The organism is Paenibacillus sp. EZ-K15 (assembly GCF_002573715.1).
Taxonomy (GTDB): domain Bacteria; phylum Bacillota; class Bacilli; order Paenibacillales; family Paenibacillaceae; genus Paenibacillus_AQ.
In genome coordinates this window covers 324,092-349,496 of record NZ_PDHM01000017.1, presented here as the reverse complement: position 1 = coordinate 349,496, position 25,405 = coordinate 324,092, and the positions used below count along the sequence as shown (strand labels likewise).

The 25,405-nt window shown below is 45.6% G+C and carries 25 protein-coding genes; 20 read left to right on the top strand and 5 right to left on the bottom strand.

Annotated elements, in window-relative coordinates:
* Positions 1–222 precede the first annotated feature (222 nt).
* The 8 genes from CRG97_RS18165 to CRG97_RS18130 all read left to right on the top strand — a co-directional run bounded on the left by CRG97_RS18165 (position 223) and on the right by CRG97_RS18130 (position 6,848).
* Positions 223–648, top strand: a complete 426-nt coding sequence (locus CRG97_RS18165; protein ID WP_098745962.1) for a MarR family winged helix-turn-helix transcriptional regulator — start codon at positions 223–225, stop codon at positions 646–648.
* 6 nt (positions 649–654) lie between these two features.
* Positions 655–1,302, top strand: a complete 648-nt coding sequence (locus tag CRG97_RS18160) for a GNAT family N-acetyltransferase (protein WP_098745959.1) — start codon at positions 655–657, stop codon at positions 1,300–1,302.
* A gap of 55 nt (positions 1,303–1,357) precedes the next feature.
* Entirely contained in the window at positions 1,358–2,371 is a 1,014-nt protein-coding gene (locus CRG97_RS18155) for an alpha/beta hydrolase (protein WP_481856212.1), read from the top strand.
* Between the two features lie 95 nt (positions 2,372–2,466).
* Positions 2,467–3,282, top strand: a complete 816-nt coding sequence (locus CRG97_RS18150) for a GNAT family N-acetyltransferase (protein WP_098745955.1) — start codon at positions 2,467–2,469, stop codon at positions 3,280–3,282.
* Positions 3,283–3,459: 177 nt separating this feature from the next.
* Positions 3,460–4,152: a response regulator transcription factor gene (locus CRG97_RS18145; RefSeq protein ID WP_098745953.1), complete on the top strand. Its 693-nt coding sequence runs from the start codon at positions 3,460–3,462 to the stop codon at positions 4,150–4,152.
* A gap of 83 nt (positions 4,153–4,235) precedes the next feature.
* Positions 4,236–5,159 (top strand): ATP-binding cassette domain-containing protein, encoded by a 924-nt coding sequence (locus CRG97_RS18140; RefSeq protein WP_098745951.1) that lies wholly within the window; start codon positions 4,236–4,238, stop codon positions 5,157–5,159.
* Positions 5,152–5,913 (top strand): ABC transporter permease, encoded by a 762-nt coding sequence (locus CRG97_RS18135; protein ID WP_098745950.1) that lies wholly within the window; start codon positions 5,152–5,154, stop codon positions 5,911–5,913. Before CRG97_RS18140 ends, CRG97_RS18135 begins: the two co-directional genes overlap by 8 nt.
* Positions 5,914–5,936: 23 nt before the next feature.
* Positions 5,937–6,848, top strand: coding sequence for a sensor histidine kinase (locus tag CRG97_RS18130; RefSeq protein WP_098745948.1), 912 nt, complete (start codon positions 5,937–5,939; stop codon positions 6,846–6,848).
* 305 nt (positions 6,849–7,153) lie between these two features.
* On the opposite strand, the gene CRG97_RS18125 is transcribed toward CRG97_RS18130, so the two are convergent.
* From CRG97_RS18125 to CRG97_RS18110, 4 genes are all read right to left on the bottom strand, one after another.
* A complete protein-coding gene (locus CRG97_RS18125) occupies positions 7,154–7,531 on the bottom strand; it encodes a YxeA family protein (RefSeq protein WP_237566511.1) in 378 nt (125 codons plus the stop codon).
* A gap of 114 nt (positions 7,532–7,645) precedes the next feature.
* The gene (locus CRG97_RS18120; RefSeq protein WP_098745946.1) at positions 7,646–8,377 is read right to left on the bottom strand and encodes an ABC transporter permease; all 732 of its coding nucleotides are present in this window, start codon (positions 8,375–8,377) and stop codon (positions 7,646–7,648) included.
* Between the two features lie 11 nt (positions 8,378–8,388).
* The gene (locus tag CRG97_RS18115) at positions 8,389–9,138 is read right to left on the bottom strand and encodes an ABC transporter permease (RefSeq protein ID WP_098745944.1); all 750 of its coding nucleotides are present in this window, start codon (positions 9,136–9,138) and stop codon (positions 8,389–8,391) included.
* A complete protein-coding gene (locus CRG97_RS18110) occupies positions 9,138–10,061 on the bottom strand; it encodes an ABC transporter ATP-binding protein (protein ID WP_202618962.1) in 924 nt (307 codons plus the stop codon). The genes CRG97_RS18115 and CRG97_RS18110 overlap by 1 nt, the downstream gene beginning before the upstream one ends.
* Positions 10,062–10,213: 152 nt before the next feature.
* On the opposite strand from CRG97_RS18110, the gene CRG97_RS18105 reads away from it, so the two are divergent.
* Both CRG97_RS18105 and CRG97_RS18100 read left to right on the top strand, forming a co-directional pair.
* The gene (locus CRG97_RS18105) at positions 10,214–10,927 is read left to right on the top strand and encodes a response regulator transcription factor (protein ID WP_098745942.1); all 714 of its coding nucleotides are present in this window, start codon (positions 10,214–10,216) and stop codon (positions 10,925–10,927) included.
* The gene (locus CRG97_RS18100; RefSeq protein ID WP_098745941.1) at positions 10,927–12,315 is read left to right on the top strand and encodes a sensor histidine kinase; all 1,389 of its coding nucleotides are present in this window, start codon (positions 10,927–10,929) and stop codon (positions 12,313–12,315) included. Before CRG97_RS18105 ends, CRG97_RS18100 begins: the two co-directional genes overlap by 1 nt.
* 182 nt (positions 12,316–12,497) lie before the next feature.
* Here CRG97_RS18100 and CRG97_RS18095 read toward each other — a convergent pair whose 3' ends face one another.
* Positions 12,498–13,370: an AraC family transcriptional regulator gene (locus CRG97_RS18095; protein ID WP_098745939.1), complete on the bottom strand. Its 873-nt coding sequence runs from the start codon at positions 13,368–13,370 to the stop codon at positions 12,498–12,500.
* 245 nt (positions 13,371–13,615) lie between these two features.
* Between CRG97_RS18095 and CRG97_RS18090 the strand changes: the two genes are divergently transcribed.
* From CRG97_RS18090 to CRG97_RS18045, 10 genes are all read left to right on the top strand, one after another.
* Positions 13,616–14,989, top strand: a complete 1,374-nt coding sequence (locus CRG97_RS18090; RefSeq protein ID WP_098745937.1) for an extracellular solute-binding protein — start codon at positions 13,616–13,618, stop codon at positions 14,987–14,989.
* Between the two features lie 296 nt (positions 14,990–15,285).
* Positions 15,286–17,559: an FIMAH domain-containing protein gene (locus CRG97_RS18085; protein ID WP_098745934.1), complete on the top strand. Its 2,274-nt coding sequence runs from the start codon at positions 15,286–15,288 to the stop codon at positions 17,557–17,559.
* A gap of 276 nt (positions 17,560–17,835) precedes the next feature.
* Entirely contained in the window at positions 17,836–18,195 is a 360-nt protein-coding gene (locus CRG97_RS18080) for a hypothetical protein (protein ID WP_098745931.1), read from the top strand.
* Between the two features lie 41 nt (positions 18,196–18,236).
* On the top strand, positions 18,237–18,836 hold the full coding sequence (locus tag CRG97_RS18075) for a short chain dehydrogenase (RefSeq protein ID WP_098745929.1): 600 nt from the start codon (positions 18,237–18,239) through the stop codon (positions 18,834–18,836).
* 355 nt (positions 18,837–19,191) lie between these two features.
* Positions 19,192–20,061 (top strand): hypothetical protein, encoded by an 870-nt coding sequence (locus CRG97_RS18070; protein WP_098745927.1) that lies wholly within the window; start codon positions 19,192–19,194, stop codon positions 20,059–20,061.
* A 213-nt stretch (positions 20,062–20,274) separates the two neighbouring features.
* Positions 20,275–21,303, top strand: a complete 1,029-nt coding sequence (locus CRG97_RS18065) for an alpha/beta fold hydrolase (protein ID WP_098745925.1) — start codon at positions 20,275–20,277, stop codon at positions 21,301–21,303.
* A gap of 92 nt (positions 21,304–21,395) precedes the next feature.
* Positions 21,396–21,869 (top strand): GlcG/HbpS family heme-binding protein, encoded by a 474-nt coding sequence (locus CRG97_RS18060; protein WP_098745923.1) that lies wholly within the window; start codon positions 21,396–21,398, stop codon positions 21,867–21,869.
* 274 nt (positions 21,870–22,143) lie between these two features.
* Positions 22,144–22,932: a DeoR/GlpR family DNA-binding transcription regulator gene (locus CRG97_RS18055; RefSeq protein WP_098745921.1), complete on the top strand. Its 789-nt coding sequence runs from the start codon at positions 22,144–22,146 to the stop codon at positions 22,930–22,932.
* A complete protein-coding gene (nagA, locus tag CRG97_RS18050) occupies positions 22,929–24,080 on the top strand; it encodes an N-acetylglucosamine-6-phosphate deacetylase (protein ID WP_098745919.1) in 1,152 nt (383 codons plus the stop codon). The genes CRG97_RS18055 and nagA overlap by 4 nt, the downstream gene beginning before the upstream one ends.
* 397 nt (positions 24,081–24,477) lie before the next feature.
* Positions 24,478–25,404, top strand: a complete 927-nt coding sequence (locus CRG97_RS18045; protein ID WP_098745917.1) for an ABC transporter permease — start codon at positions 24,478–24,480, stop codon at positions 25,402–25,404.
* Position 25,405 lies beyond the last annotated feature (1 nt).

The following is a 25,405-nucleotide window of genomic DNA, read 5'->3' as shown; positions in this document are numbered from 1 at the left end:
GCTATGCGGGTGGAGGGATCGAGGGTTTTACCAACAAGACCATCCCGATAAAATTGAGATGTTCAGGCGGGGGTGAAAGGGATGGTCTTAGATGGCAAACAATATGCTTTTTTCAAAGTATATTTAGTATATTTTTGACAATGAAGATTAGTTAGTATAGAATATACTTAAAATATTTTAATTAAATTTTTTGAAGTTAACCGTCAAAAAAAGGGGCAGGATATGCTAAATAATCTAATTGAAGATTTTTATATGAAGCTTACTATGAGTTTTTACAAAAATGCATCTCAAAACGAAGCTTTAGACATAGGAGATATAAGTACCGTAGAAATGTCATGTCTCGAAGTTGTATATTTTTTGAAAAATCCAACCTATAGCGAGCTTGCAGAGTTTCTTAATATATCACAGCCAAACGCAACCTATAGAATTAACAAGTTGATTAAGAAAGGATATCTTACAAAAGTAAACGACAAAAAGGACAGACGTATATTTTATCTTCAAGTAACAGATAAATTTATGGACTACTATTGCCTTAATGATAATTATTTGAATAACGTAATAGCAGAATTAGAAAAAAGATGTACTGCAAATGATATACAACAATTTGAAAAGATGCTGAATATTATAACAAAAGACATTATGGAGTGATCAACAATGGAATTGAAATTTAAAAAATATAATAAAAAATATTTAGAGAGTTGCGCAAATTTAATACGTAGTACATGGCCATTTGAGAAAGAGTTTAATCAACCCAAAAATCCAGAAATCATATATCAATCGTATGTATTATCTTGCGAAATGTATTCGGAGCACCTTGACTTGATTGTTGATGAATATGATAACGTAAAAGGAATACTATTTGGTAGTATAGAAAATGCAGGTTTCTTCAGCCAAATGAAATATAGAGCTAAAGGATTCAAAAACAATTTGAAAATTCTGTATTATTTATTACGCGGAGGCTTTGGAAATCGTAGAACAGCCTGGAGAATTAGAAATGAGCACAATGAAATAGATACTTTAGGAGAGACGACTGATAAACAATTTGACAGCGAAATTAACTTATTTATTGTTAGTCCAGATCTTCGCGGTATGGGGTATGGACAAAAATTGATGGACCGCTATATAGAATTTTGTAACTACAATGAACTTCGTAGTGCGTTTTTATGGACAGATCTTGGATGTTCTTATAATTTTTATGAAAGATACGGCTTCAAATTATATAAACGATTTTTCCATGCAAGTTTAAGCGAAAGTGATAAAAAACAACCAAATGGGATGATATATTATTTAGACATTCAATAAAAAGCAACTTAGTAGCCACATAAAGAATGGAGATTATTTTATAGTGAAAATAACAATGCAAAAACCTAAAGGAGTATGGAAAAAAAGAATTCTTATATCTCTCCTAATAGTTTTCGGATTGGCTCTTGCGGGAGTCAGTTATTGGAATTTTTCACCAAAGCCAAAGGCATTCCTGATTAAAAAAGCATTTGAAGGCGGAATGTTTGTTCCTTCTGATAACTATGACAACGCTCTAAAAGAAACAGAAATCATTGAGGATATCAATTATAATTCCAAATTTCCGGATGGCAAATTAGACATCGTTTACCCAAAAAATCATATGGAAAAAACACCTGTAATCTTTTGGGTGCATGGAGGCGGATTTGTAGGTGGAGATAAATCAGACATCACGGGGTATGCAGTAGAATTAGCAGCTCGCGGATATACAGTGGTGAATATAAACTACGCTCTTGCTCCTAAAAGAGAATATCCTACGCCAGTACTCCAACTAGGTGAAGCTTATGAATATATCAAAGAAAATGCTAAGAAATATGAGTTGGAACTGGATCGTGTTTATTTTGCAGGAGATTCTGCTGGAGCGCAAATATCTGGTCAATTCGTTAATATTCAAACATCTCCTGAGTATGCCCAATTGACAGAGATTGACGCTATTGTTGATCCTTCCACAATAAAAGGCCTGCTGCTATTTTGTGGCCCATATAATATGCCTGAGTTAGCTAAGATGGAAACAACTAAACAAGCACAAGACTTTTTGCGTGCCGCCGGTTGGGCTTACTTTGGGGATAAAGACTTTGAAAAATCACCTGAGATAGAGATCGCTTCTATTTTTAATTATGTTACAAAAGATTATCCGCCAACATTTATCACGGATGGAAATACTGCATCATTCGAAGCTCAAGGAAAGGCATTGGCGTCTGCTCTGCAAAATAAAGGAGTACCCGTCGATAGCCTCTTCTTTGACAAAAACGTTTCTGGCGAGTTAGCACATGAGTTTCAATTTATTATGAATACCCCGGCTGCTCAAGAAGCATTTAACAAAGTTCTTGAATTTTTAAGTGAAAATAAATAGTTTGTCTAATGTTTGTATTTTGAATAAGATATATGCCCTGTTAGAATAACAATTATAACTGAGTTTATAGATGCGGACAGTCAAAGGAGAAAAAAATGCTAACGAGACAACAACTACAAGACATTGAACAATTGCAAAAAGAGTGTGAAATTCATGATCATGTACAACTGAAGCTTAACTGGGAAATGCTAAGAGATCGCCAAACGGAGCCGTTTGATTTTTTTCATTATGAAAATGGCGAACTTATAGCGTTTTTAGGTCTGTATGCTTTTGGTTCTACTGTCGAGGTATGCGGCATGGTGAGACCAAGTGAACGTCGAAAGGGGCATTTCGGGCGGTTGTTTCACCTAGCAATGGAGAAAGTAAAATCAAATGGTTACAAGAAAATCTTGTTAAACGCGCCTGCGGGATCTGCTGCGGCAAAATTCTTTTTGAATAAACAAGGTGCTGAATATGCATTCTCGGAGCATCAAATGGAGTGGCGCGAAACGCCTCTGGAGCAAACAAACGATATTCTTCTGAGGCAGGCAACCATAGAAGATTACGAAATGAGCGTTCGTTTGTCCGTGACGGCGTTCGGATTGGACGAAGATGACGCGAGAGCGATGGAAAGCCATCATTTCGCGGATAACACGGATATGCGCATGATTGACGTGAACGAAGAAACGGTTGGGAAACTTCGGGTGAGTCGAGAAGAGGGGCAGGCGTGGATTTATGGTTTCTCTATATTACCGGAATATCAGGGCAGAGGCATAGGCAGAAAAGCGCTTCGTCAAGTCGTTAAAGAGCAAAGCTCTGCTGGATTTACGGTACACTTAGAAGTCGAAACGAGAAACGACCATGCTTTGAGATTATATGAGTCGGTTGGATTTGAGGCAGTGCATGTACAAGATTATTATAGATATGAATAATGGAATCGTGCTTCCAATGATGCAGAAAGCTGCGGACAAAGGGGGAAAGGAACACTGGAATATCAGCCCCATGGAGGTTATTCTGGAAATGAAGGAGAAAATCTTATATCATTTATTGCCAGAGGATATCTAAGTAATAAGCGACTACATGCTACTACATAATATTAAGGAGATACGATGGATAATTCGATACATATTCTCGTAGCCGAGGACGATAGTGATATTAGCCAGCTGCTATGCAGCATTATAAGAAAAAGCGGCTACGTTCCACAGCCCGCGTTCTCCGGCACAGAAGCGCTTCTCTATCTCGAGCAGCGCCAATGGAGCATGGTACTGCTCGATCTGATGTTACCGGGAATGACAGGTGAGGAACTGCTCAAACGGATCGACGGACGGAGAAATGGTCCAGTTATTATTATTTCAGCCAAGGGCGAACAGCAGACCAAAGTATCGGCACTGCGGGGGGGTGCGGACGACTTCATTACGAAACCGTTCGATATCGAGGAAGTGTCGGCGCGAATCGATTCCCATCTGCGTCGGTTTGCTCAGATAGCGCAGCCGATTGTGCCCAACGTTCTGCAGCATAATGGACTTGTGCTCGACCGCGACGCTAAGTCCGTAACGACGGATGGGATAGAGCTTGCATTGACCGCCCGGGAGTATGAGATTCTCGCATTGTTAATGTCAGTGCCTAAAAAGGTATTCACGAAAGCCGATCTATATGAAAGCGTATGGAACGAGCCATTCTATGGAGACGTCAACACGGTCAACGTACATATGAGCAATTTGCGCAGCAAGCTGGCAAAGGCCGCGCCGGGCAGCGAATTTATCGAAACGGTATGGGGCATAGGTTACCGGCTCATGCCTTAAGACATTCTTAAGATTTGGCTTTAGACCCTCTTAATTTTTTGTTTCTATACTTGGTCTATCACATAAGGGAGGCCAAGACGACGATGAGCGAATATGTATTGCAAACGAACCAGTTATCCAAGAAATTCAAGGGTAGCCTAGCATTGGACAAAGTGAATTTATCAATCCGCAAAGGCTCTATTTATGGCTTTATTGGGCAGAACGGAGCAGGAAAATCGACGCTTATACGCATCGTTACTGGGCTTGCTTTTCCAACCGAAGGAACGATCGAACTGTTCGGCGCCAGCGATGAGCGGGCGTTGATTCAAGCTCGTAAGCGGATCGGGTCGATTATCGAGAGCCCGGCGTTGTTTCCCCATATGACCGCCGCTGAGAATTTGGAGGCGAACCGGATTCTTCGCGGCATCCCCGGCCAAGATTGCGTCGCAAGCATGCTTGAACTGGTCGGACTACAGGGAACGGGCAGGAAGAAAGCGAAAAATTTCTCGCTTGGAATGAAGAAGAGACTCGGTCTCGCAATCGCCTTGCTAGGTGATCCGGAATTTCTCATTCTGGACGAGCCGACCAACGGGCTCGATCCGATGGGTGTCATTGAAATGCGCGAGCTGCTCAAGCGGCTCAACCGCGAGCGAGGGATTACGATTCTGATCTCTAGTCATATTCTGAGCGAGTTGTATTTACTGGCGAGCCACTTCGGCATCATTCATCACGGCCAGTTGCTGGAGCAGCTCACTGCCCAAGAATTGAACGGCAAATGCCAGCAGTACGTGTTTATAAAAGCGGATAATCCGGACAAAGCGGCAACTGTAATTCAGAATGAGCTTGGCACAACCGATTTCGAAGTGATGCCCGATGGCGCCATTAAGCTGTATAGCAATATCGAGCACCCAGGTAAAGTATCTTCGGCACTATTCACCGCGGGCCTGGAGATTGAGCAGTTTATGCCGATGGGCGAAGACTTGGAGAGCTATTTCACGGAGCGGATCGGGGGTGCCCTACATGTATAATTTAATCAGAGTCGAGCTATTCAAGCTGCGCAAGGACAGATCTTTCCGTGTGCTATTGCTCACAATCGCTGCTCTTTCACTAGCGTATCCACTGCTCTATTATTTTGACAATATGTCCAATGGAGATCCGCAGATCACCGGTGCCGAATTTCTACTAAACTTTATTACGGGCAATGCCTATGTTATCAAATTCGGGGTAGCCGCTCTGGCGGGATTCTTCATCTCTAACGAATATTCGACAGGTGTTATGAAAACTATTGCATCGTCGGGCAATGATAGAGGGCGGCTGTTTGTTGCCAAAGTGATCGGATTCGCAGTCGGTGCGATGGCTATCTCTCTTGTATTTCCGATCGTCAGCACGATCGAAGTTTCAGTGCTTGCAGGTTTCGGTCAACTGCCGGAGGGTCTCGACACGTTCTTCATACCGAGAGTCCTCGGACTAACACTGTTGTATGCTTCGGGCTACGCGGCGGTTGGGGCCATGTTCACAACCGTATTGACCGATAGCGGCAAAACGATCGGCTTCTCGATGATTTTCTTCCTAATGATTGATTCAATTATGACCGGTTTGGGTGAATATGTCCCATTGTTTACTACGCTGTACGATTATTCTATCTTCAAGCTACTGGGCAATATCAGTAAGACCAATATCGACAACGGTGATCTGCCAGCACTTCTGCTCGTACCATTGCTGACGATCGTCATATCCGGACTGCTTGGTATTCTCGTGTACCGTAGAAAGGAAATTAAATAAAGGACGAGAGAGGCGGGAGAGTCTTGCTTATCATAACGCTCATATTGGCTACGGTGGTGGCTCTCCTGCTAGCCCGTCTGCTGCTGTTGAGGCGGGAGTTGGGGAGGATGACAGAGCAACTGCGCCGTTACAATAAACGGACAACCGGCAAAAAAATCGACTTAACTCTATTCGACAGGAGGCTCGAAGCGCTTGCGGTACAAATTAATCGCCAGTCCGATCTCATCGTCGACGCGGAGGCCCTCAGAAGACGAACCGAGAATGAGTTAAGGCAGGCGATTGCGAACATTTCCCATGATATTCGGACTCCTCTGACATCCATAATCGGTTTTATTCAACTACTGGAAGCAGAATCTATTACGCCTGAGGAGAAGCTTGAATACGTCACAATCGTTAAAAATCGTACGAGACGGCTTCAAGCGCTATTGAACGATTTCTTCGAGCTGTCGTTAATCGAGTCTTCGGATTATCGACTTAAAACCGAGCGTATCGGAATGACCACCCTCCTGACAGACACTCTCGTTGGTTTCTATGATCGGTTCAACGAAAGGGGTATTACGCCGGAGATCCGATTGCCGAAGGAAGAGGTGGCTGTATATGCCGACGAATCTGCTGTGCGAAGGGTCCTCGAGAATTTGCTCGCCAATACGGTCGAACATGCTACCGGTCTTGTGGTCATTCGCTTCGAGCAACATCATAAGACTGCCGACTTTACGATTGTTAACGAAGCAAAGGGGTTATCCGAAGGCGATGTGAGGTTCCTATTCGATCGCTTTTATACGGTCGACCGTACCCGATCCGCCCAAGGATCGGGACTTGGTCTTTCCATTGCCAAAAGTTTAATGGACAAGATGAATGGCTCATTGACAGCGGAGCTATATGGAGGTAACTTGACGATGACCTGCCGGTGGAAGTTGAGATCCAATGATAGATGACGGTGTCGGATTTCCCGTGAAACAGGCCTCATAACCGATAAGTGCCATTGAGGATACGAAATGATAAAATTCCCAAGATGTATCAACTATTGTATGACTAGATGCGTTCTATACTATAGAATTTAGATGATAATGCTCACAGCATATCTGTATATGGAGTGGATAATCATGCTATCCGAGCATGAACGAAACATAGTGAAGGGTGGTCTTTGTAATGAGTCATTCTCCATTGGTGGATAAAGGGTGGGTACATTGATAAGAAAACAGGTGAATGTACACGTCAATGAATGTATTCGAGCAAATCATTACGATCGGCATGATTGTATTGTTTTAGGAACGGAGGGCTCGGATAAGCTTGGTATAATATAGATAGGAGAAGAGCCGCTCTCATACGGAGCGGCTCTTCTGCCATTGTATATCTTTTTCTTTCTGCACTTAGAGGTAAGCTGCTTCGCCTGCACAGGTATAGCGCCTGCCGAGACTTCTTCCCAGTAGGTGACGCCCCTCAGCATTGAGACATACAGCTTTAAATATGCCCCGTTTTGTAATGGTTTGCTAGAAGAAAAGGACAATGATTTCGGCTTCCCTTCGTTTGTATAGCTAACCAATACGTAGATATATCTACCATTATTCCCAATGCCGGGAGCACAATCCACGATGGTATAGTAGGTTTCTTTGCCCATCGGAAGATCTGGGGTCAATTTGACAGTTGACATAAAAATCACAAATAGTGCAATTCAAAATGCGAGGATTGCAAATGCTCTTTTCATATTCAATGCTCCTTTTTCTTTATGAATTTAGGATGAAGCGATATCTTTGTATTTCAAGCGGCGGATGGACCATGCTCCGAATAGCAGAATAAAGGTGCTGTTCATGAACATAAAAACGAGGCTCTCCGCAAGGGTTAGTCCTTTTTGACTCAGGACACCCATGCCTATGGTCAACAAAGAGTAGGGAAACAGCATGCCAAAGTTCAGCACATACAAGCCGAGTCCCAGAAAAACGGCGCAAAGGCTGATACCGATAGGCGTAGCGAAACTTCTGATCCTTATGGACAGTCCCAGCTGCAGTGCTGCAATGGAAATGGAAGCGAACCATCCGCGCAGGCTCCAGGCTACTGTTTCCATCGGGAATGGACCCGGAATGGAGAACAACCGGCCAGCGGCCCAGTACATGAACATAAAGAAGGTCTGGGCGGCAAAGATCAGCATGCTGACAGTAAACAATTTGGCAACAAACAGGTTGGAGATGGGCATCGGGGAGGCAAGAACCATATTCCAGTTACGGTTTGCGTGTTCCAATCGGCATACGAAGGCACAGCAGATGGCAATAAGAATGGGCAGAAAAAACTCTCCATAAAACAAACTGACTTGTGTCCACAGGCTGTACCACCCGTTCTGCAAGGCCGCTTGGTTGAAATAAAAGTTAAAGCATCCGATCAGCAGGCTGAATACGGGCAGTATCGCCAGTACCAGGCCGATGCGGGAATGTCGAAGTTTGAGCCATTCGGCGGAAATGCTCCTGAACATGGGGTTCCTCCTTAGATCTCTTGTTTTGAAGTGTGAATGCTCCCTGCAAAATAGAAAACCGCAGCCAGAAGAATAGAAGCAATCAGCAATCCAGCAGGCAGCGTGCCGGTTAGATATGAACCTGAAGTAGAGCTGTACACATAGGTAACTGGACTTAAATCCATGTAGTAGGACCAAACGAACAGGTGACGAATGCCGGACGGAAATAGCCCGGATGTCGTTCCGATAAAGCCGCCCAGCATGCCCAAACATAAGGAGAAAGCCTGATTCCGTACCGTAAGGGACAACCATTGCTGGAGAGCGATGATGACGAATGTTGTTACCATCGTTCCGATGGTAAATTGGACGAGCAGGGAAAGCGGTAAACTCCCGCCAATGCCTTTGGATTTGCCGAATCCCACGATGAAAACTGCCTGCGCCATAATACCGTAGAGGATCAGGCTGTTCGCACATATGTATTTTGCAGCGTAGACATGATTCCGACCTATATTGGTTGTCATTAACATTTTCCACGTGTTTCCCTTATGCTCCATGTCACAAATGCGGGAAACCACAATAGCTGAAATAATAGGAAGAAACAGACCGTTCATGGAAGAGATGCTGAAGATCAAGGCTTCCCAACTCGCATTTGCAGCGCTCCTTGAGATGGAAATACTCATGGACATGGAGGCCCAGACCATCTCAGCAGCAAGAAACAGCGTAAGCATGACCCAGATCAGTTTGCGGCGCATTTTGAAATACTCCAGTGACAGAGCGTTCATTACAGGCTCCGCTCCCTTCCGGTCAAATCAAGGAAAATGTCTTCCAGGCTCTTTTTATGCTCCTCAATCCGGATGACGGGCAGATCTTGTTCCACCAGCACCCGATTTATGCGTGAAACTTCCTCGTCCGGGAGATGTTCAAACACAAGCTGTTTCCCCTGGATCTTGGGTAAATATCCTTGGGTTAGCAGAATCTTCTCCGCTCTTGTCGGGTCCGTTGTCTTGAAACGAATGGTGGCTTTGTTGCTGGTTTGGAGGTTCTGCATCGTCCCCTGAAACAGCAGCTTACCGTCATTAATAATGCCTACGGACGTAGCAATCTGCTCTATCTCCGACAATAGATGGCTCGACAACACCACGGTAATCCCGTATTGTCCGGGGAGGGATTTGATTAACTCGCGGATTTCGCCGATACCCGCAGGATCAAGGCCGTTCGTTGGCTCATCCAGAATCAGCAGGCTGGGAAAGGCGAGCAAAGCCATGGCAATGCCTAGCCGTTGTTTCATACCCAAAGAGTATTGGTCTGCCTTCTTATGCTTATGGTTTTCGAGTCTTACAATTCGGAGTACCTCGTCTATATTCTTGCTCGGGACGCTGCGGAGGCGCTGCATGACCTTCAAATTCTCAAGTCCTGTCAGATGGCCGTAATATGACGGAGATTCGATCAGGGAACCGGTCTGGTTCAGAATGGACGGGCGATGATTGTCCAAGTCTTTGCCAAACACTTTGACCTTGCCTTCGGTAGGCTTAATGAGCCCGAGCAGCATCTTAAGCGTGGTTGTTTTGCCAGCTCCATTCGGGCCCAGGAAGCCGAAGATTTGTCCGGGTTGCACTGTTAGATTCACCTGGTTTACACGGTGTGTACCACTGTAAGCTTTGGACAGGTTTTGGGTCTCCACGATGGGGGGCGACGTAATTAACATTGATTTCAACTCCATTTCATAAAGGTCTCTGTTGCTCACTATAGAACAGGATTCTTGCGTTCCGCTGAAGTTAACCTTACATTTACCTTAAATAGATTAGGAAAATATCGGCTGCATGCATTCGTCATGTATACTAAACTGGGTGATGAGAATTGGACTTGATAAAGAATAAAAAAATACTGATTGTTGACGACGAGCCTGAAATACGGGAGATGATTGAACGTTTCCTACGAAGAGAAGGCTTCTTCCGGATCTATACTGCTGGCAATTTCTCGAATGCCCTGTCTGTTTGCAGATTGGAGAAGCCAGATGCGGCCATATTGGATATCATGCTGCCGGATGGAGACGGCTTTTCGCTGCTTTCATCCATCCGGTCGTTTACGGACATGCCTGTACTGTTTCTGTCTGCGCGAGGTGAAGATGAAGATCGGCTGCTCGGGCTAGGCTTGGGCGCTGATGATTATATGGTCAAGCCCTTTTTGCCCAGAGAGCTTATTCTCCGACTGATGGCTATTTTGAAGCGGGTATATGCCTCCAACATCGTAGAACGGTTACCTGTATTTCGGTTAGGTGCTCTAACGGTAGATTTGGATAGCGCTGTCGTACTAAGGGAGCACAAAGAATTCTCGTTGACTGCTAAGGAGCACTCCATACTGATGAAGCTGTATGAGAATCAGGGCCGGATCGTAACCAGTGACGCTTTATGCCATGCCGTATGGGGTGATGGGATTTATGGTTATGAGAACACTTTGATGGTGCATGTTCGACGCATTCGGGAGAAAATCGAGGAAGATCCATCAAATCCGGTGTATTTGTTAACCGTGCGTGGACTCGGGTATAAACTCATGACACAGGAGTCCCGATAATGGATGGCGTTATCCGGATATTACGGCGGTTTGTCGGTTCGACGATTCTGGTTTCCTTTCTTCTGTTGCTGTTCAATCTGGTATTACTCGGTTCATTGATTTTCCAGGAAAACCACAAAGGGGCTTCCCCTGAAGCAATTGTGCAAAAATTGGCCAACGAATTGGTTCTGCAACAGGGAAACTATGTGCTTGGCCATGAGGGGATTCAACTGCTGGATACGCACCAAACTTGGGCCATGTTGATGGATCGGGATGGAGAGGTACAGTGGAGCGAACGACTGCCTGAGGACATTCCAAGGTCCTATGATGTAACGGACGTAGCCAAGTTCTCCCGCTACTATCTGATGGAATACCCCGTATATGTATGGGAACGAGAAGATGGATTGCTGGTATTGGGATATCCCAAAAACACCTACGGAAAATATCAAATCGACTTCTTGGTCGAGTGGCTAAGGTCCCTACCTGTACGAATTTTGTTGTTACTGTTGTGCAATGTAGCCCTTGCACTGCTGGTTTCCGTGCTAATTGGAACGCGGGTCATCCGGGGAATAAGGCCGTTGATTCATGGCATCCATGCTCTTTCCAAGGAAGAGCCGGTCCAGGTGGATACAGGGGGTATATTCAATGATGTGTCCCAAAGCATCAATTCGACCTCTCAGATGCTCCAAGAGAAGAATGATGCACTCAAAGCGAGGGACGTTGCGAGATCGAACTGGATCGCAGGCATCTCCCATGATATCCGGACACCGCTATCCATGATCCTGGGTTATGCGAGCGAGTTGGAGGACCAGCCGGAACTGTCTACTGAGCATAAACAACAGGCTGCAATCATCCGTCGCCAGGGGGAACGCTTGCGATCTTTGGTGAGTGATCTGAATTTGGTATCGATGCTGGAATACGATATGCAGCCATTACAGTTGAAGTCGATTCGTCTATCCGCGTTGGCCAGACAGGTCGTATCCGACTTTTTAAACAACGGCCTCGATGAGAGCTATGACATTTCTCTTCATGTGATGGACGAGAGTCTGATCGTGAGCGGGGATGAACGTCTATTGTATCGGGCGATAACGAACCTGGTACAGAACAGTATCAGGCATAATCCGGACGGATGTAAAATTGAATTGAAAACGGGTCCGGCCGACGGGGTGTTTTATAGCTTTGTGGTATCGGACAACGGAAAAGGCATCCCGAAAGAAGAACTAAAGGGCGTGATTTTACTTCCCTACACTTCTGGACGAACACGCCCGAACCGACAAGGACATGGACTGGGACTACCCATGGTGGAGAGGATTGCCAAGGCTCATCAGGGAGAACTGATTCTGGAGAGTGATCGAGGGGAAGGACTTACAGCTGTTGTAAAACTGCCCGCTTCTAAGGTTGGACAGTAAGCATTGTATCTAATTACTAACATATTCGTTAAAAAGCCGCGAATATCGCGTACATAGACGAACGGATGATCATTTAATGTGTTGGGTATCGTTTATTATTTTAAGCGTAGAGGGCATTAGAGGCAGGACGAGAGAAAACAGCATGAGAGATTGACCCTCACCCTCGTGCTGCCCTTCTCGTTCTAAGAACCCGCCTTCTTAACGACAGGGATCCAAACTTCCATTTCATACATGCTGTTGCCTCTATCGTAAGTCATCTCAAACTCAGGCCCATTTGCCGGTTCGTAATTGCAGGTTGGAAACCACTCTGCCCAAATGCGCTTCCACAATTCATGAATACCGCTTTGCCCGTCGGGGTAGAGGCCAGTTGAGAATATCGCGTAGGTTTGAGGTGGGATCGGGAGCCTTTCAAACCCTTCTGGCATGCCACTCTGGGGCATAAAGTAACCGATCATGTAGGAAAATTCCCCACCTTGCTTGTTGTATAGCATCCCATGGATCTGACCATTTCCCCCCAAACCCGCAGCTGTACGAATTCGATCAACAGTACCGTCGGTTACACACGTAGTCCAAAAAGCAGGTATATCAATAAAAGGATGATTGTCATCGCTATTAACAACTGTCGTTACACCGAACATCTCAAAAGCCTGTTTTTCTTCCATTCTGTAATTCATCTCAACATCTCCTCGAATCGAAATATGAAAGGATAACCGAGGATAGGCCTTCAGGGTAACGCCTTTGTCGCGCGCTGACATTGGCATCACACCGTGCATTTTTTTAAATGCCCTAGAAAATGCCTCAGGCGATTCGTAACCATACTTTAAAGCGATGTCGATGACCTTTGTACCGCTCTGCTGCAGTTCAAATGCGGCAAGGGTCAACCGCCTACGCCTAATATACTCTGAAAGCGACACATTCGTTATGAACGGAAACATTCGCTGAAAATGGTATGTTGAGCAGCAGGCAATTCTAGCCACGATATCGTAATTAATCGTATCAGACAGGTGCGTTTCTACATATTCCATTGCGTTGTTCATACGATCCAGCCAATCCATACAGACCATCCTTTCAAGATTGAGTATAGGGGATGGTAGCCAATGAAACCTAGCAATCCATGCACCGAAATATCATGTTCGAGATGATATGAATAAATCCTTTTTTGTTGATTGTTAATTCAACGATTACCTGCCCGGGTACAGTTTTCATGGGATTTCATTTTGCCAAATGAGCTGAAGAGTGAGTATACTATAAGAATGGATTGATGTAGTAAACCAGATATGGTAAATAAAGGTGGACACATATGGCTAAATCCGACCGGTATACTTTTCAAAATAAAATGAAGCGCATGGTCACCGACCTGCGCCAAAAAATTAAAAGCGGCACTTACGCTCAAGGCGATTATCTTCCGTCGGAAATGTCTTTGATCGAGCTGTACGGTCTAAGCAAAAATTCAGTCCGGCAAGCGCTGGATCAGCTGGTCCAGGAAGGATTGATCGTTAAAGTGCCCCGTGTGGGCACCCAGGTGGTTGCTTCTACCGGACAAGTCCGGAAGATTCGTTTCGGTATGTACCCTTCACTATATGCAGAGGCGGAAATGGAGGCCTTACTTTCTCTATTTCAGGAGCGCCACCCGGATATTTTGGTGGAGATCGTAGACCTGCCATATGAACATGCGGAAAGCATCGCGAACCTGATGAGGCTTGGCATTGTGGACGTGCTGTCCGTCAACATGCAGGATATGATGCACTTTCAGGAGAGCGGAAGTACCGGTCTGTTTCTCCCGCAACAGCCCTATGCGTCAACCTACACTTTTTTGCATGCTCCGTTCGTGGATGCAGAAGGCCGGCTGGCGGCACAGCCGTTCATTCATTCTCCCGTGATTTTGGCTTACAACAAGGAGCATCTTCGGGAAAAACGACTGTTTGAACCGGACAGTGGTTGGAGCTGGGACGATCTTCAGCGAATGCTGCGGGAGCTGAAAAGCCCCGGACGTTACAGTCTGGCCCTGCAATTGTATTCGCTGAACCGATGGCCCATTTTCCTGGTGCAGAATAGAGGCGATGCGGAGATTGATTCGTCATGGAGCCGGGCGATCGAGGGTCTGTCCTGGCTCCGGGGGCTAATTCACGAGGACGGTATGTTCCCGTTGGCGCTGGCTCAAGGCGCTTTTGAAGCGGAGAATCTGTTCCGTGAGCAGAAGGTCTCCGTAATTCTGACGACGTATTATCTGCTCAACCAGCTGAAGGGGGCGTCCTTTACGTATGATGTGGCGCCTCTGCCGCATTTTGAGAATGGAACAACATTGCTATTGGGCACTGGGATCGGGGTAAACGCCTTCTCCAAGGAGCGGGAGCTCGCCCAAAGCTTTGCCGATTTCCTGGTCTCTGACGAGGTGCAGGAATACATCCGCAGGCATTCGTACAGCCTCCCAGCAAACCGCTATATTACCGAGAATGTGGATCCGGAGATGGAGGGACGGCCATCCCGTCTCAATCTGCACCGAGAAATGGCTCATCTATATAAAACATGCAAAGATATACGACTGAGCCTGGATAAGATGCAGCTGTTCCGCGAGCAGTTGAAGCAATACTTCTCTTATCTGATCGATGAGGAAGAGCTGATATCTGTTCTGGGAAGTAAAACAACAAGAGCCCAATGGATTCATAAGCTGTGACCAATGTGGTCGCGGCTTTTTTTTGCTTGATTGGAATTATAAATTTTCAGTGATACTGAATGATTCTATCATTCTAACGTAAAGACCAGATAAGAACCAGTTGACACTATATAGGGGATATGCTAAATTCTTTGCGAGTATATGAACTACATAAATACCAGAACATCATGATGAAACCAATCTTAATCGGGGAGGGATGCAGCGATCCTTACTTGGTAAAACGATCAGTTTACCTCTACAGGTCGGTCAGTTGTTTTGTCTACAGTACATTCCATTATAGAAATGAGGATGAATTAATGAATGTAACCCACAGCAAGCCTCACGTGAAGAAGGCACTCCATCGCCTGTGTCTCACGATTTGTGTCACGTTACTGACTGCGGTTTTCTTCCCCACAAGTGCCTCGGCGGACATTGGGAAGACTTACAGTAATCCTATCGATTTGGGATCTCCGATGCAAAGCGTTGCGATTTATGACGGGGCATTTGGAATCCAGGACGGGCGTGAGGTTCTGTATACAACAGTATCAGGCAAGCCAGCTATCTTTCATGTCATTGATCTGAAAACCAAAGAAGTGCTGAGCACGCACCCGTTAACGGGATCCGAAAGCTCTTGGACGCATATTACGACCCCTGACGGGACGGTGTATATCGGGGGGAACGGCACACTGTACTCTTACTCTCCGGAGACTAAACAATTGAAAGTTCTGGGTGGCATCGGAGAACAGGTCGTATATGGCTTGTCTCATGATGAGCAGGGCCGGGTCTACTTCGGTTCTTATCCCAATGCGAAAGCCGGCCGCTATGATCCCGCTACAGGGGAAATGAAGGACTACGGCATTGTAGGCACGGGCCAAAGCTACAGTCGTTCCACTGCGTATCATGACGGATACCTGTATGTCGGTATCGGGATAGAAGGCAGCATTGTGAAGGTCAATATGGAGACAGGCGAGAAGGAGAACATCCAGCTTCCGAGCTACAACGGAGCGGTTGACATCGGTATGGTGAACCAGTTGGATGTCGCGGGCAAATATTTGGTTGCCGGCATCAGCAAAGGAAACAACGCTCTTCTGTTCTATGATCTGGAGCTGCAACAGTGGAACGAGACATACCACTTGAACAATAAAGGCATTCGTCTCTCTTACGGACCGGAAGGAAGCGGTACAATCTATTTCGTGCAGAATAATCATCTGATGGAAGTGGATTTGAATACCCTTGCTGCCGTTGACACCGGTGTGGTGTACGGAACGTTCCTGCGCAATACGGCCTGGGTTGAGGTTCCAAATGATCCGGATCTTCCAGGTGTTTCTCTTGCAACCGTTCAATTCGGCGGCAGCGTTGCCTTCATGAATCTTACGTCCAAGCAGGTCAAAGCGATTCCATATCCGGTGAAGGGCAACCCGATTCCTGTCCAGACGATGGAGAACGGTCCGGATGGACGATTGTTCATTAGCGGATACCCTGGCGGGACGGGGTCAGCGTATTCGATTGAGAACGGTACCTTCGAAACCTTCCCTATGGGGCAGTCGGAAGGGATGGTGTCCATGAACGGCAAGATGTATATGGGCGTTTATCCTGGCGCGGATATCTTTGAATACAATGCGGAGAATCCGACGCAGCGCAAGAGCCTGTTTAAAATTGCCGGCCAGGATCGACCGTTCATCATGAGAGCCGCGGAAGGCAAGCTGTTCATCGGTACCATTCCGGATTACGGCAAACTCGGCGGCTCCCTGACCATTTATGATCCGGCCAACGGCAGCAATTATGCCGAATACAAGAACGTCATCAACAATCAGTCGATTGTCGGCATTGCGGTGAAAGATGGCAAGGTCTATGGTTCCACCACCGTCGCTGGCGGACTGGGCATCACTCCTTCAGAACCGGCGGCCAAATTGTTTATCTGGGACATCGCGACCGGCAAAGTGGAGAAGGAATGGGTACCTTCCATTGAAGGCGCTTCTCCCACGCCTCATATCATCAGCGGTACGAGTTTTGGTCCGGACGGGCTGCTGTGGGCGGCTTTTGACGGAACGCTATTCGCTGTAGACCCGAACACCCAGGAAATTGTAAAAAGCAAAACGATTTACGAAGGTGTTGAGAAATACGGCAATTGGCGTCCGGTATATATTCGCTGGAGCGAGGACGGCCTCATGTATCTAACGCTTGCCGGTCATGTCACCGTGGTCGATCCGGAAACGATGGAGCATCAGACGCTGGCGGAATCCCAGCATGTGAATTTGGGTTATGACGGCAACATTTACTACACAAATGATACGCAGCTGATGAAGATTGAAGTGTCTGATGCGGCGACACCGGATAGGCTGGGCTCCCTGATGGACGATATTCAGTCCTGGAAGTCGCAGGGGGATATCAGCCATCCGCTTAGCCAGCAGATCGGCAATGCACTGAAACAAGCGGAGCTGAAGCATAAGCAGGGCAAGAAGGATCAGGCCGTGAAGCATCTGAACGATGCGCTCGAACATCTGAATAAAGCCAAAGCGGGAAGTATTACGGAAGAGAAACGTTCGGAAGTGGAGCGGCGCATACAAGCGGTCATTGGTGAATGGTCCTGATTTAGCAGAAAACCGAGTTAAATAGAAATTATTTGCAGGAAAAAACATCTGCGTATAAAAAGTCGCCCATTGGGGCGACTTTTTTGTCTTACCGATGTGAGCTCTGATGCCGACGTGAGGAGAAGAACTTAATATTTTAGTGTCTATTTAGGAGATGATTTTGAGATGATGTGTTAATATAAACATGGTTTTTAAGATGGGTTGAATGAATATTTCCAAAGAGCTATTCAGCGTTTTTCTCAGGATTGTAGCTATATAAAGGAGGGGAAAGAACCGTTGATTACAGCCAGCGAGGTCTTTTCGATAATCAATGATGGCAGTTTTTTTGAGGATGTCTTCAATAAAGATACGGATTGGGATGCCGAACTAGACGCTAGGGATGCTGTCGAATTTGACAGGGCATGGAATGCTAGTTACGAAAAAGTGAATGAAATGGATTCCTCTGAAAGTAAGGTAATCAGAGAAATTAGGGAATTTGCATTCAAGCAAACTTTTCGGATAACTCAAAACTCAGAACTCGCGGGTTATACGTCAGACGATCTTGGTCTAATCTCCAAGGCGTATGAAAACAAGTTCAATATTGAATTTATTCATCAGCTATGGGATTCTTATCTCCAAGGGAATTTCCCAAAATGAAATATGGTGCAAGTTTTTTATAGATGGAAAGGGGAGCAAACATGAAAATAATCATGGTTGGGGCAAGCGGTACGATTGGACAGGCAGTCGCCAAAGAACTAGGAAAAAACCATGAAATTATTCGTGCTGGAAGAAACGGAACAGACGTAACGGTTGATATTACATCGGTTGATAGCATCAAAAACATGTATGAGCAAGTTGGGAAAGTGGATGCAGTCATTAGTGCAACGGGAGGCGCTCATTTTGCTTCTATTACAGAATTAACGCCAGAGCTAAACGAAATAGGGATTGAAAGTAAACTTAAAGGGCAAATCAATTTAGTCCTTTTGGGAATGGACTACATTAATGACAGCGGAAGCTTTACTTTAACAACGGGTATCATGATGGATGATCCCATTCCTCAAGGTGCATCGGCAGCCATGGCCAATGGTGGTGTTAAAGCGTTCGTTAAGTCCGCCTCGATTGAAATGCCTAGGGGAATCCGTATAAATAGTGTTAGTCCGAATGTCTTACAAGAATCACTAGGAAAATATGGCGAGTTTTTTCCGGGCTTTGAAGCAGTTCCTGCTAGTCGCGTAGCTCTTGCTTTCAAAAAAAGCGTAGAAGGAGCTCAAACCGGACAAAATTATGAAGTTTATTAATCACATATATTGAAAGCCGCGGAAATCGCGGCTTTTTTTGTTTTAACGATCCCGAAAAATCATGGAAGACTAGGACTTCATGTACTAAGCCCTAACCAGTCACTACCAAGTGCCCCAAAAGTCCCTCTTGCTGTGCCCACAAAAACTTGATTGTTTGGGCTGTTTTGTATGACCAACCGAAGCACACCTTTCGGACGAATTCCGACAAAACTTTATAGACGAAAAGAATCATTTTTTCGGGAAGTTTCATGAAATGGGTGTACGCTGGGGGTTGGATATAATACGATCAGACAAAGTGTTTTTGTTCATGAACACGAACGAAATCGAATCATACCGATAAATGGAGGGAAACACTGTGAAATTATTAGGGACGATTATGATTATAATGGTGAGCATCTTCTTGCTCGGCATGGGTTGTACGGATCAGGAAAAGGAAGTGGAAACGACACTTGGACAATCCGAGAAAAACGGCGACGATATACGCATACCGCACAATGAACGGCTTCATTTATCCACCGACAAGAAATGGATCGAGGAAGAAGGGCATCAGTCCGATCTGATTCGATTGCAATGGACGGCGGAAAGGGCCAAGCCGGCGATCGTCTGGGTTGACGAGAATGGCAAGGACAAGACGGCGATCATTTCCCATGACAAGGCAAACAATCCGGAGCAGCAGGATCATAAGCATATCTCGTTCGAGACGACCATGTCGCCGACTGGTCAATACCCCAACCAGTTGTTTACCCGGTTTGAAATTCCGTTTGACACCGACGTAAGCGAGATCCGTACGCATTCGTCCAATTTCAATGTCATGAGTGGTATCTTGCGGGTAGCCGGCGAAAGCGGGACGAACCGGGATATCCAGCTAAGTGCAGCCGGCAAGGATAATGAGACGACACCGAGATGGGCCATACGGGCCGACAGTTTAGAGGAATCGGGTGACAATGCGGGTGCCAACCTGCAGTTCGTCCGTTATGGAGATGACGGCAAAGTGCTCGATTCCCCGCTCACCGTGCAGCGCAGTGACGGCAATATCGGAATTGGTACGAATGAACCCGACACCAAGCTCGATGTAAACGGGGATATGCTGCGTCTTCGCGAAAAGTATACGCCCGCTTCGTCCAGTGCTGCATGCAGCCAAGGACAGATCTCTTGGGACGACCAATATGTATATGTTTGCGTTGCCCAAAACAATTGGAAAAGGACCGAACTATCCTCCTGGTAGTTTTTACGCCGCTGATCTGCATCAAGATCAGCGGCTTTTTTTGTTATAAGCTTTGTTCTAATGCCGCTGATTTCTTCGACTAGAGTCTAGGTCCAATTCAGTCTCAGGAAGGATTTGGAGTAAACGAGCCTAAGGTACAATGAGATGTATGAAATCTACATTGGATCTTCCGCAATTTACTTCAAGCTTTAAGCAGAAAGGTGTCCCAAGACCATGAGAAAATTGAAAAAAACATTAAGAATTATCGGGGTAACACTAATAGCGCTACTCATAACAGCCCTAATTTTTCCTACATGGACATCGTCCATCAAAGGTGAAAATAGTATTAGCATATTAGAACAAGTAGAGATCAATGGGAGTAAGCAAGAACTGATGATACGCGGCGATGACAAGAACAATCCCGTCATTTTATTTGTGCACGGAGGACCTGGAGCCCCGGAAATCCCATATGCCGCGGCATATCAAGACTTGTTGGAAACCCGGTTTACGGTTGTTCATTACGACCAAAGAGCCAGTGGGAAATCCTATCATTTTTTTGAGGATTACGCTAATCTTTCATCGGAATTGCTGGTAAATGACTTATTGGCTATAACGGATCACGTTTCGGAACGTCTGGGCAAAGAAAAGGTAATCCTCATGGGACATTCTTATGGTACGTATATTGCTGCACAGGCGGCCCATAAGGCTCCCGAAAAATATGAGGCTTATGTCGGGATTGGCCAGATGGGGGATACCGTAACAAGCGAGATGGACAGTTTGACCTACTTAATCAGCCAAGCTCATCAGGCCGGCAACGCGGAAGACGTCTTATATCTGCAAGGCCTAACCGATAAAATCAAAAAGGGCGAAATGTTCACTCCCCGAAATTATGTCATTCAATATGGCGGAGCTTCAAGACTTATTGACAGCCCCGACGGCAATAGCCTTGGGATGCTATTAAGCAGCGAGTATAACTTAATGGACGTCATTCGATATAACGTCGGGATATCTTTTTCTCAAAAGGTTTTGTTGGAGGAGGTTATAGAACATCCGTTGCCAACGCTTGTAACGAAACTTGAAATACCGTGCTACTTTATCATGGGCGATTATGACTACATGACGTCCTCTCATGCAGCAAAAGAATTTTTCGATAAGCTTGAAGCCGATCAAAAGGAGTTTATCGCGTTTGATCAATCTGCGCATTATCCGCAATTTGAAGAGAAGGAAAAGTTTTTTGCATGGGTATCCGAGACATTTCTTTAGCATTCATTCCGGAAGTACTGGTATTGGGCAATTCACCACTATAGGCAAATGACATATAATGTAGTATTTCTTTTAAGTAAAGGAGAGCTATCATGTACAAACTCACTTTAACTGCGGCTAAGAAGTTATTGGAAACTGCTGAACACCAAGCGCGACAAATGGGTCTTAATTCTGATGTAGCGATCGTCGATGAAGGGGGGAACCTTATTGCCTTTCATCGGATGGATCATGCCAGAATAGCAGGTATCGATATCGCCATTGGCAAAGCATGGACCAGCGTAGCGATGCAAATGCCGACGGCGAATTTAGCGCAATCTGCGCTTCCAGGCGGAGCTACATTTGGCATTAATACAACGAATCAGGGGAGAGTCGTTATACTTGGCGGGGGGATTCCGCTCGTTCACGAAGGCAGGGTTGTCGGCGGCATTGGTGTAAGCGGAGGAACTAGCGCACAAGATATCGATGTAGCCAATGCTGCAGTGCAAGCGTTTGAAAATATGAGAAGTAATGATATCCAATATGCAAACGCACGGATTGGCACTGTAAAACAATCGTTTACTTATTAACGGCTCTCATGTTCGATTGTAAGAGCAGGCTGCTTCTGTGCAAGAAGCGGCCTGTCTTCATCCTATCTAAGAGTATAAATGGACTTACGGTGCGATAGCCGGAAAGGAAAACATCGTAGGACTAACATATGTACATTTTTAAAACCTCGATAATCGTGGTTTTTTTGCTTTTGACAAGAATAATAATAAACTTACAAATACTTATTGTTTATTTTTAATTACTTATATATACTTATTTATAGAATGAAAATGCTTAAGCAAGGAGGGGTAAGAGGTGTTCCAAGAGGAACGATTAGTAAACATCCTGGATTACTTAAAACAACATAAAACGATGAGTGTTGGAGAGATATGTTCGTTCTTTCAAGTGTCGCGGGATACCGCGCGCAGGGATATTGTCAAATTAGTTCAAGAAGGAGTTGTTGTTCGCACGCATGGAGGGGTAGCCTTGCCTGAACTGCAAAAGGAACTTACTTCTTATCAGGAACGACTTATAGACGAGCCCACGAGCAAGAAGGTGATCGGCGAGTATGGCGCTAAACTGATTCGGGACCATGAAACTGTATTCTTGGATGTATCTACGACCGTACAATTTGTTGCGGAACATATTCAAGCGAAACAGATAACAGCGGTTACGCACTCCATCGATAATGTAGGGATACTCTCCAAACGAGAAGATCTGAGCATCTACGTGCTCGGCGGTTACCTGCATACCCAAAATCGATTATTATACGGTCCTTCCGTCATTGATAAAATCAGTGAAATTCGTGCTGACAAGGCGTTCATTGGTGCAACGGCAATCCAGCCAGACGGACTCTATTATCCATATGAAGAAGATGTCCGGGTGAAGAGAGAAATGGCCCGGCGCTCGGATCAGGTCATACTTGTTGCAGATCATACCAAATTCGCGGTGAAATCGAGGTTCAAGTTGGACTTTGATCACGTGGATATTATTGTAACTGATCAATCGATTCCCGTTGAAATACAGGAAATATTAGACCACAAAAATATTACACTTATAGAATGTCAGACCCATAACCAACAGGATGGAGTTGAGTCGAAATGAACAACCAAATCATTCAACATGTCAAAGTGCATCTGCCTCATCAAATCCTTCCTTCTGCAACCGTCTGGATTGCGAACGGGAAGTTGAAGCGAATAGAAGCGACGCAAGAACTGGAAACAATCGAAGCTGATGCTGAACTAATTGATGGCAAAGGAATGTGGCTCATACCGGGGATGATAGATGTTCATATTCATGGGGCCAATGGCTATGACATGATGGACGGAACCGAGGACAGCATTCAAGAAGTATCACGCGCTTGTGCTGCAACCGGATGCACTTCGTTTCTGGCGACTTCCGTGAGTTCGACGATAGAGGATCTGCTCAATATGATTCGCAGCGTAAAATCTGTAATCGGACGTGAACAAGGGGCAAAGATTGTCGGCATTCACTTGGAGGGACCCTATTTGAATCCGAAGCGTAAAGGGATGCAAAACGAGAAATATCTTCGCCACCCGAATCTGGAAGAAATAAAGTTAATTTTTCAAGAAGCGGGATCGCTCATTAAAATGGTCACGATCGCACCTGAATTGCCTGGAGGCTTGGAACTGATATCCTTTCTGAAAGAGCAGGATGTTGTGATTGCCGTAGCTCATTCCGATGCCACATACGAAGAAGCAAAGCTGGCTTTCGCAGCCGGTGCGAGTCATGTAACCCATTGTTTTAACGGGATGAGACCGATTCACCATCGAGACCCCGGACTGATTGTAGCCGCATTCGAAGAACCACATGTAAGCCTGCAAGCGATTGTCGATCAAGTCCATCTTCATCCAGCCATTGTCAGATTGATGCATCGTCTCAAAGGGCCTGAAGGCATGGTGCTTATTACGGATGCGCTTCAGGCGATGGGATTAGGTGATGGTAATTATATGTTTGGTGGTCATCACGTCACAGTTTCCGAGGGTATTGCAAGGCTTGCGGATGGCACTTTAGCATCGAGCACCGTGACTATGAATGAAGCGTTACGTCTCACCGTGGCTAACGGAATTTCAATGGAGGATGCGGTGCACATGGCTTCAACTACGCCAGCCCGTATTCTGGGTTTATCTCACAAAGGAAAAATCGAGGTAGGATACGATGCGGATCTCGTCCTGATGGACGAAAGGTATCAAGTGCAGTGGACGATTATTGAGGGTAAACTGTACCGATGAAGGAGACGTAGAAGCTTCTCCATCGGTGGCAACATCGCTTGAACGCATGATTCGTACGCGCAGCGTCATACAACAGACAGCGGGGGCGTCCCAGGTCAAAGGACCTTTTGGGACACCCCTTTTTTGCATTTAAAAAACTTAAACAGCTTTTTTGTTCGTAATTGAATGGATGCAAGCTGTTCAACAACCCGTCCGAATCTTTATAAAAACCATGACAGGCGATAACGCCCCTAGCATAATGAGTCTGGTTAAAGCTATCAATTTGCCATTAGAAGCCGGATGAAAAGAAGTCATCATTGTGGTATCAGAAAGTCATATGGATAGTGGTTGACCAGAATCATTGGTTATAGAATGAGGTTGTAAGGGTTTACATGACGTGACAAGAAGGGGCTGGAACATGAGGGGTTCGTCTCATTTAAGGAAGAGGCTGAAGAAGTATAAGTGGCTGCTGCTAATGACATTGCCGGGGATCGTCTACTTGTTCATCAACAACTATGTCCCGATGTACGGCGTGATTCTAGCATTTAAAAACTATAATTATGTCGATGGCATATGGGGAAGTGCGTGGGCCGGTTTCGATAACTTTAAATTTTTGTTCAACTCACAGGATGCGTACGTTATTACCCGGAATACCTTCCTGTACAATTTCGTTTTTATTGTGCTGAACCTAGTTTTAGCCGTACTGGTAGCGCTGCTGATTAATGAAATTAAGGATAAAGCGATCAGCCGGTTCTATCAAAGCACATTCCTGCTGCCGCATATCATCTCGATGGTCGTGGTCGCCTATCTGGTCTACAGCTTTTTGAATGTGGATAGCGGTCTTGTGAACAGGTTATTGATCCATTGGTTTGGTTCGGAGGCGGTGTCTTGGTATGGAGAACCCAAGTATTGGCCTTACATTCTGGTCATCGTAAATGCATGGAAGAACGTAGGTTATCTATCCATCATCTATTTCGCCTCCATTATCGGAATAGACAAAGAATACTATGAAGCTGCCACGATTGATGGTGCAACCAAGTGGAAGCAGATGACCCGGATCACCATCCCGCTTATTTTGCCTGTCATCACCACCATGACCCTGCTCGCGGTCAGCGGCATTCTCCGGTCGGATTTCGGATTGTTCTATCAGGTTCCTATGAATACAGGCGCTCTGATCCCGACAACGAATACCATCGATACCTTTGTCTATCGTGCCATGATTCAATCGGGGGATATCGGCATGTCGACTGCAGCTGGATTCTATCAATCCGTCGTTTGTTTAGTGCTCATCCTAGTAGCAAATACGGCAGTAAGACGCATTAATAAACGTGACGCTTTATTTTAAA

Bases quoted from the DNA above. Each gene is read 5' to 3' on its own strand.
- CRG97_RS18100 (WP_098745941.1), top strand. From the start codon at position 10,927: ATGGATGGCGTTATCCGGATATTACGGCGGTTTGTCGGTTCGACGATT.
- CRG97_RS18095 (WP_098745939.1), bottom strand. From the start codon at position 13,370: ATGGATTGGCTGGATCGTATGAACAACGCAATGGAATATGTAGAAACG.
- CRG97_RS18155 (WP_481856212.1), top strand. From the start codon at position 1,358: ATGCAAAAACCTAAAGGAGTATGGAAAAAAAGAATTCTTATATCTCTC.
- CRG97_RS18085 (WP_098745934.1), top strand. From the start codon at position 15,286: ATGAATGTAACCCACAGCAAGCCTCACGTGAAGAAGGCACTCCATCGC.
- nagA (WP_098745919.1), top strand. From the start codon at position 22,929: ATGAACAACCAAATCATTCAACATGTCAAAGTGCATCTGCCTCATCAA.
- CRG97_RS18140 (WP_098745951.1), top strand. From the start codon at position 4,236: ATGAGCGAATATGTATTGCAAACGAACCAGTTATCCAAGAAATTCAAG.
- CRG97_RS18165 (WP_098745962.1), top strand. From the start codon at position 223: ATGCTAAATAATCTAATTGAAGATTTTTATATGAAGCTTACTATGAGT.
- CRG97_RS18090 (WP_098745937.1), top strand. From the start codon at position 13,616: ATGGCTAAATCCGACCGGTATACTTTTCAAAATAAAATGAAGCGCATG.
- CRG97_RS18125 (WP_237566511.1), bottom strand. From the start codon at position 7,531: ATGGGCAAAGAAACCTACTATACCATCGTGGATTGTGCTCCCGGCATT.
- CRG97_RS18060 (WP_098745923.1), top strand. From the start codon at position 21,396: ATGTACAAACTCACTTTAACTGCGGCTAAGAAGTTATTGGAAACTGCT.
- CRG97_RS18150 (WP_098745955.1), top strand. From the start codon at position 2,467: ATGCTAACGAGACAACAACTACAAGACATTGAACAATTGCAAAAAGAG.
- CRG97_RS18045 (WP_098745917.1), top strand. From the start codon at position 24,478: ATGAGGGGTTCGTCTCATTTAAGGAAGAGGCTGAAGAAGTATAAGTGG.
- CRG97_RS18065 (WP_098745925.1), top strand. From the start codon at position 20,275: ATGAGAAAATTGAAAAAAACATTAAGAATTATCGGGGTAACACTAATA.
- CRG97_RS18145 (WP_098745953.1), top strand. From the start codon at position 3,460: ATGGATAATTCGATACATATTCTCGTAGCCGAGGACGATAGTGATATT.
- CRG97_RS18075 (WP_098745929.1), top strand. From the start codon at position 18,237: ATGAAAATAATCATGGTTGGGGCAAGCGGTACGATTGGACAGGCAGTC.
- CRG97_RS18160 (WP_098745959.1), top strand. From the start codon at position 655: ATGGAATTGAAATTTAAAAAATATAATAAAAAATATTTAGAGAGTTGC.
- CRG97_RS18120 (WP_098745946.1), bottom strand. From the start codon at position 8,377: ATGTTCAGGAGCATTTCCGCCGAATGGCTCAAACTTCGACATTCCCGC.
- CRG97_RS18110 (WP_202618962.1), bottom strand. From the start codon at position 10,061: ATGTTAATTACGTCGCCCCCCATCGTGGAGACCCAAAACCTGTCCAAA.
- CRG97_RS18135 (WP_098745950.1), top strand. From the start codon at position 5,152: ATGTATAATTTAATCAGAGTCGAGCTATTCAAGCTGCGCAAGGACAGA.
- CRG97_RS18115 (WP_098745944.1), bottom strand. From the start codon at position 9,138: ATGAACGCTCTGTCACTGGAGTATTTCAAAATGCGCCGCAAACTGATC.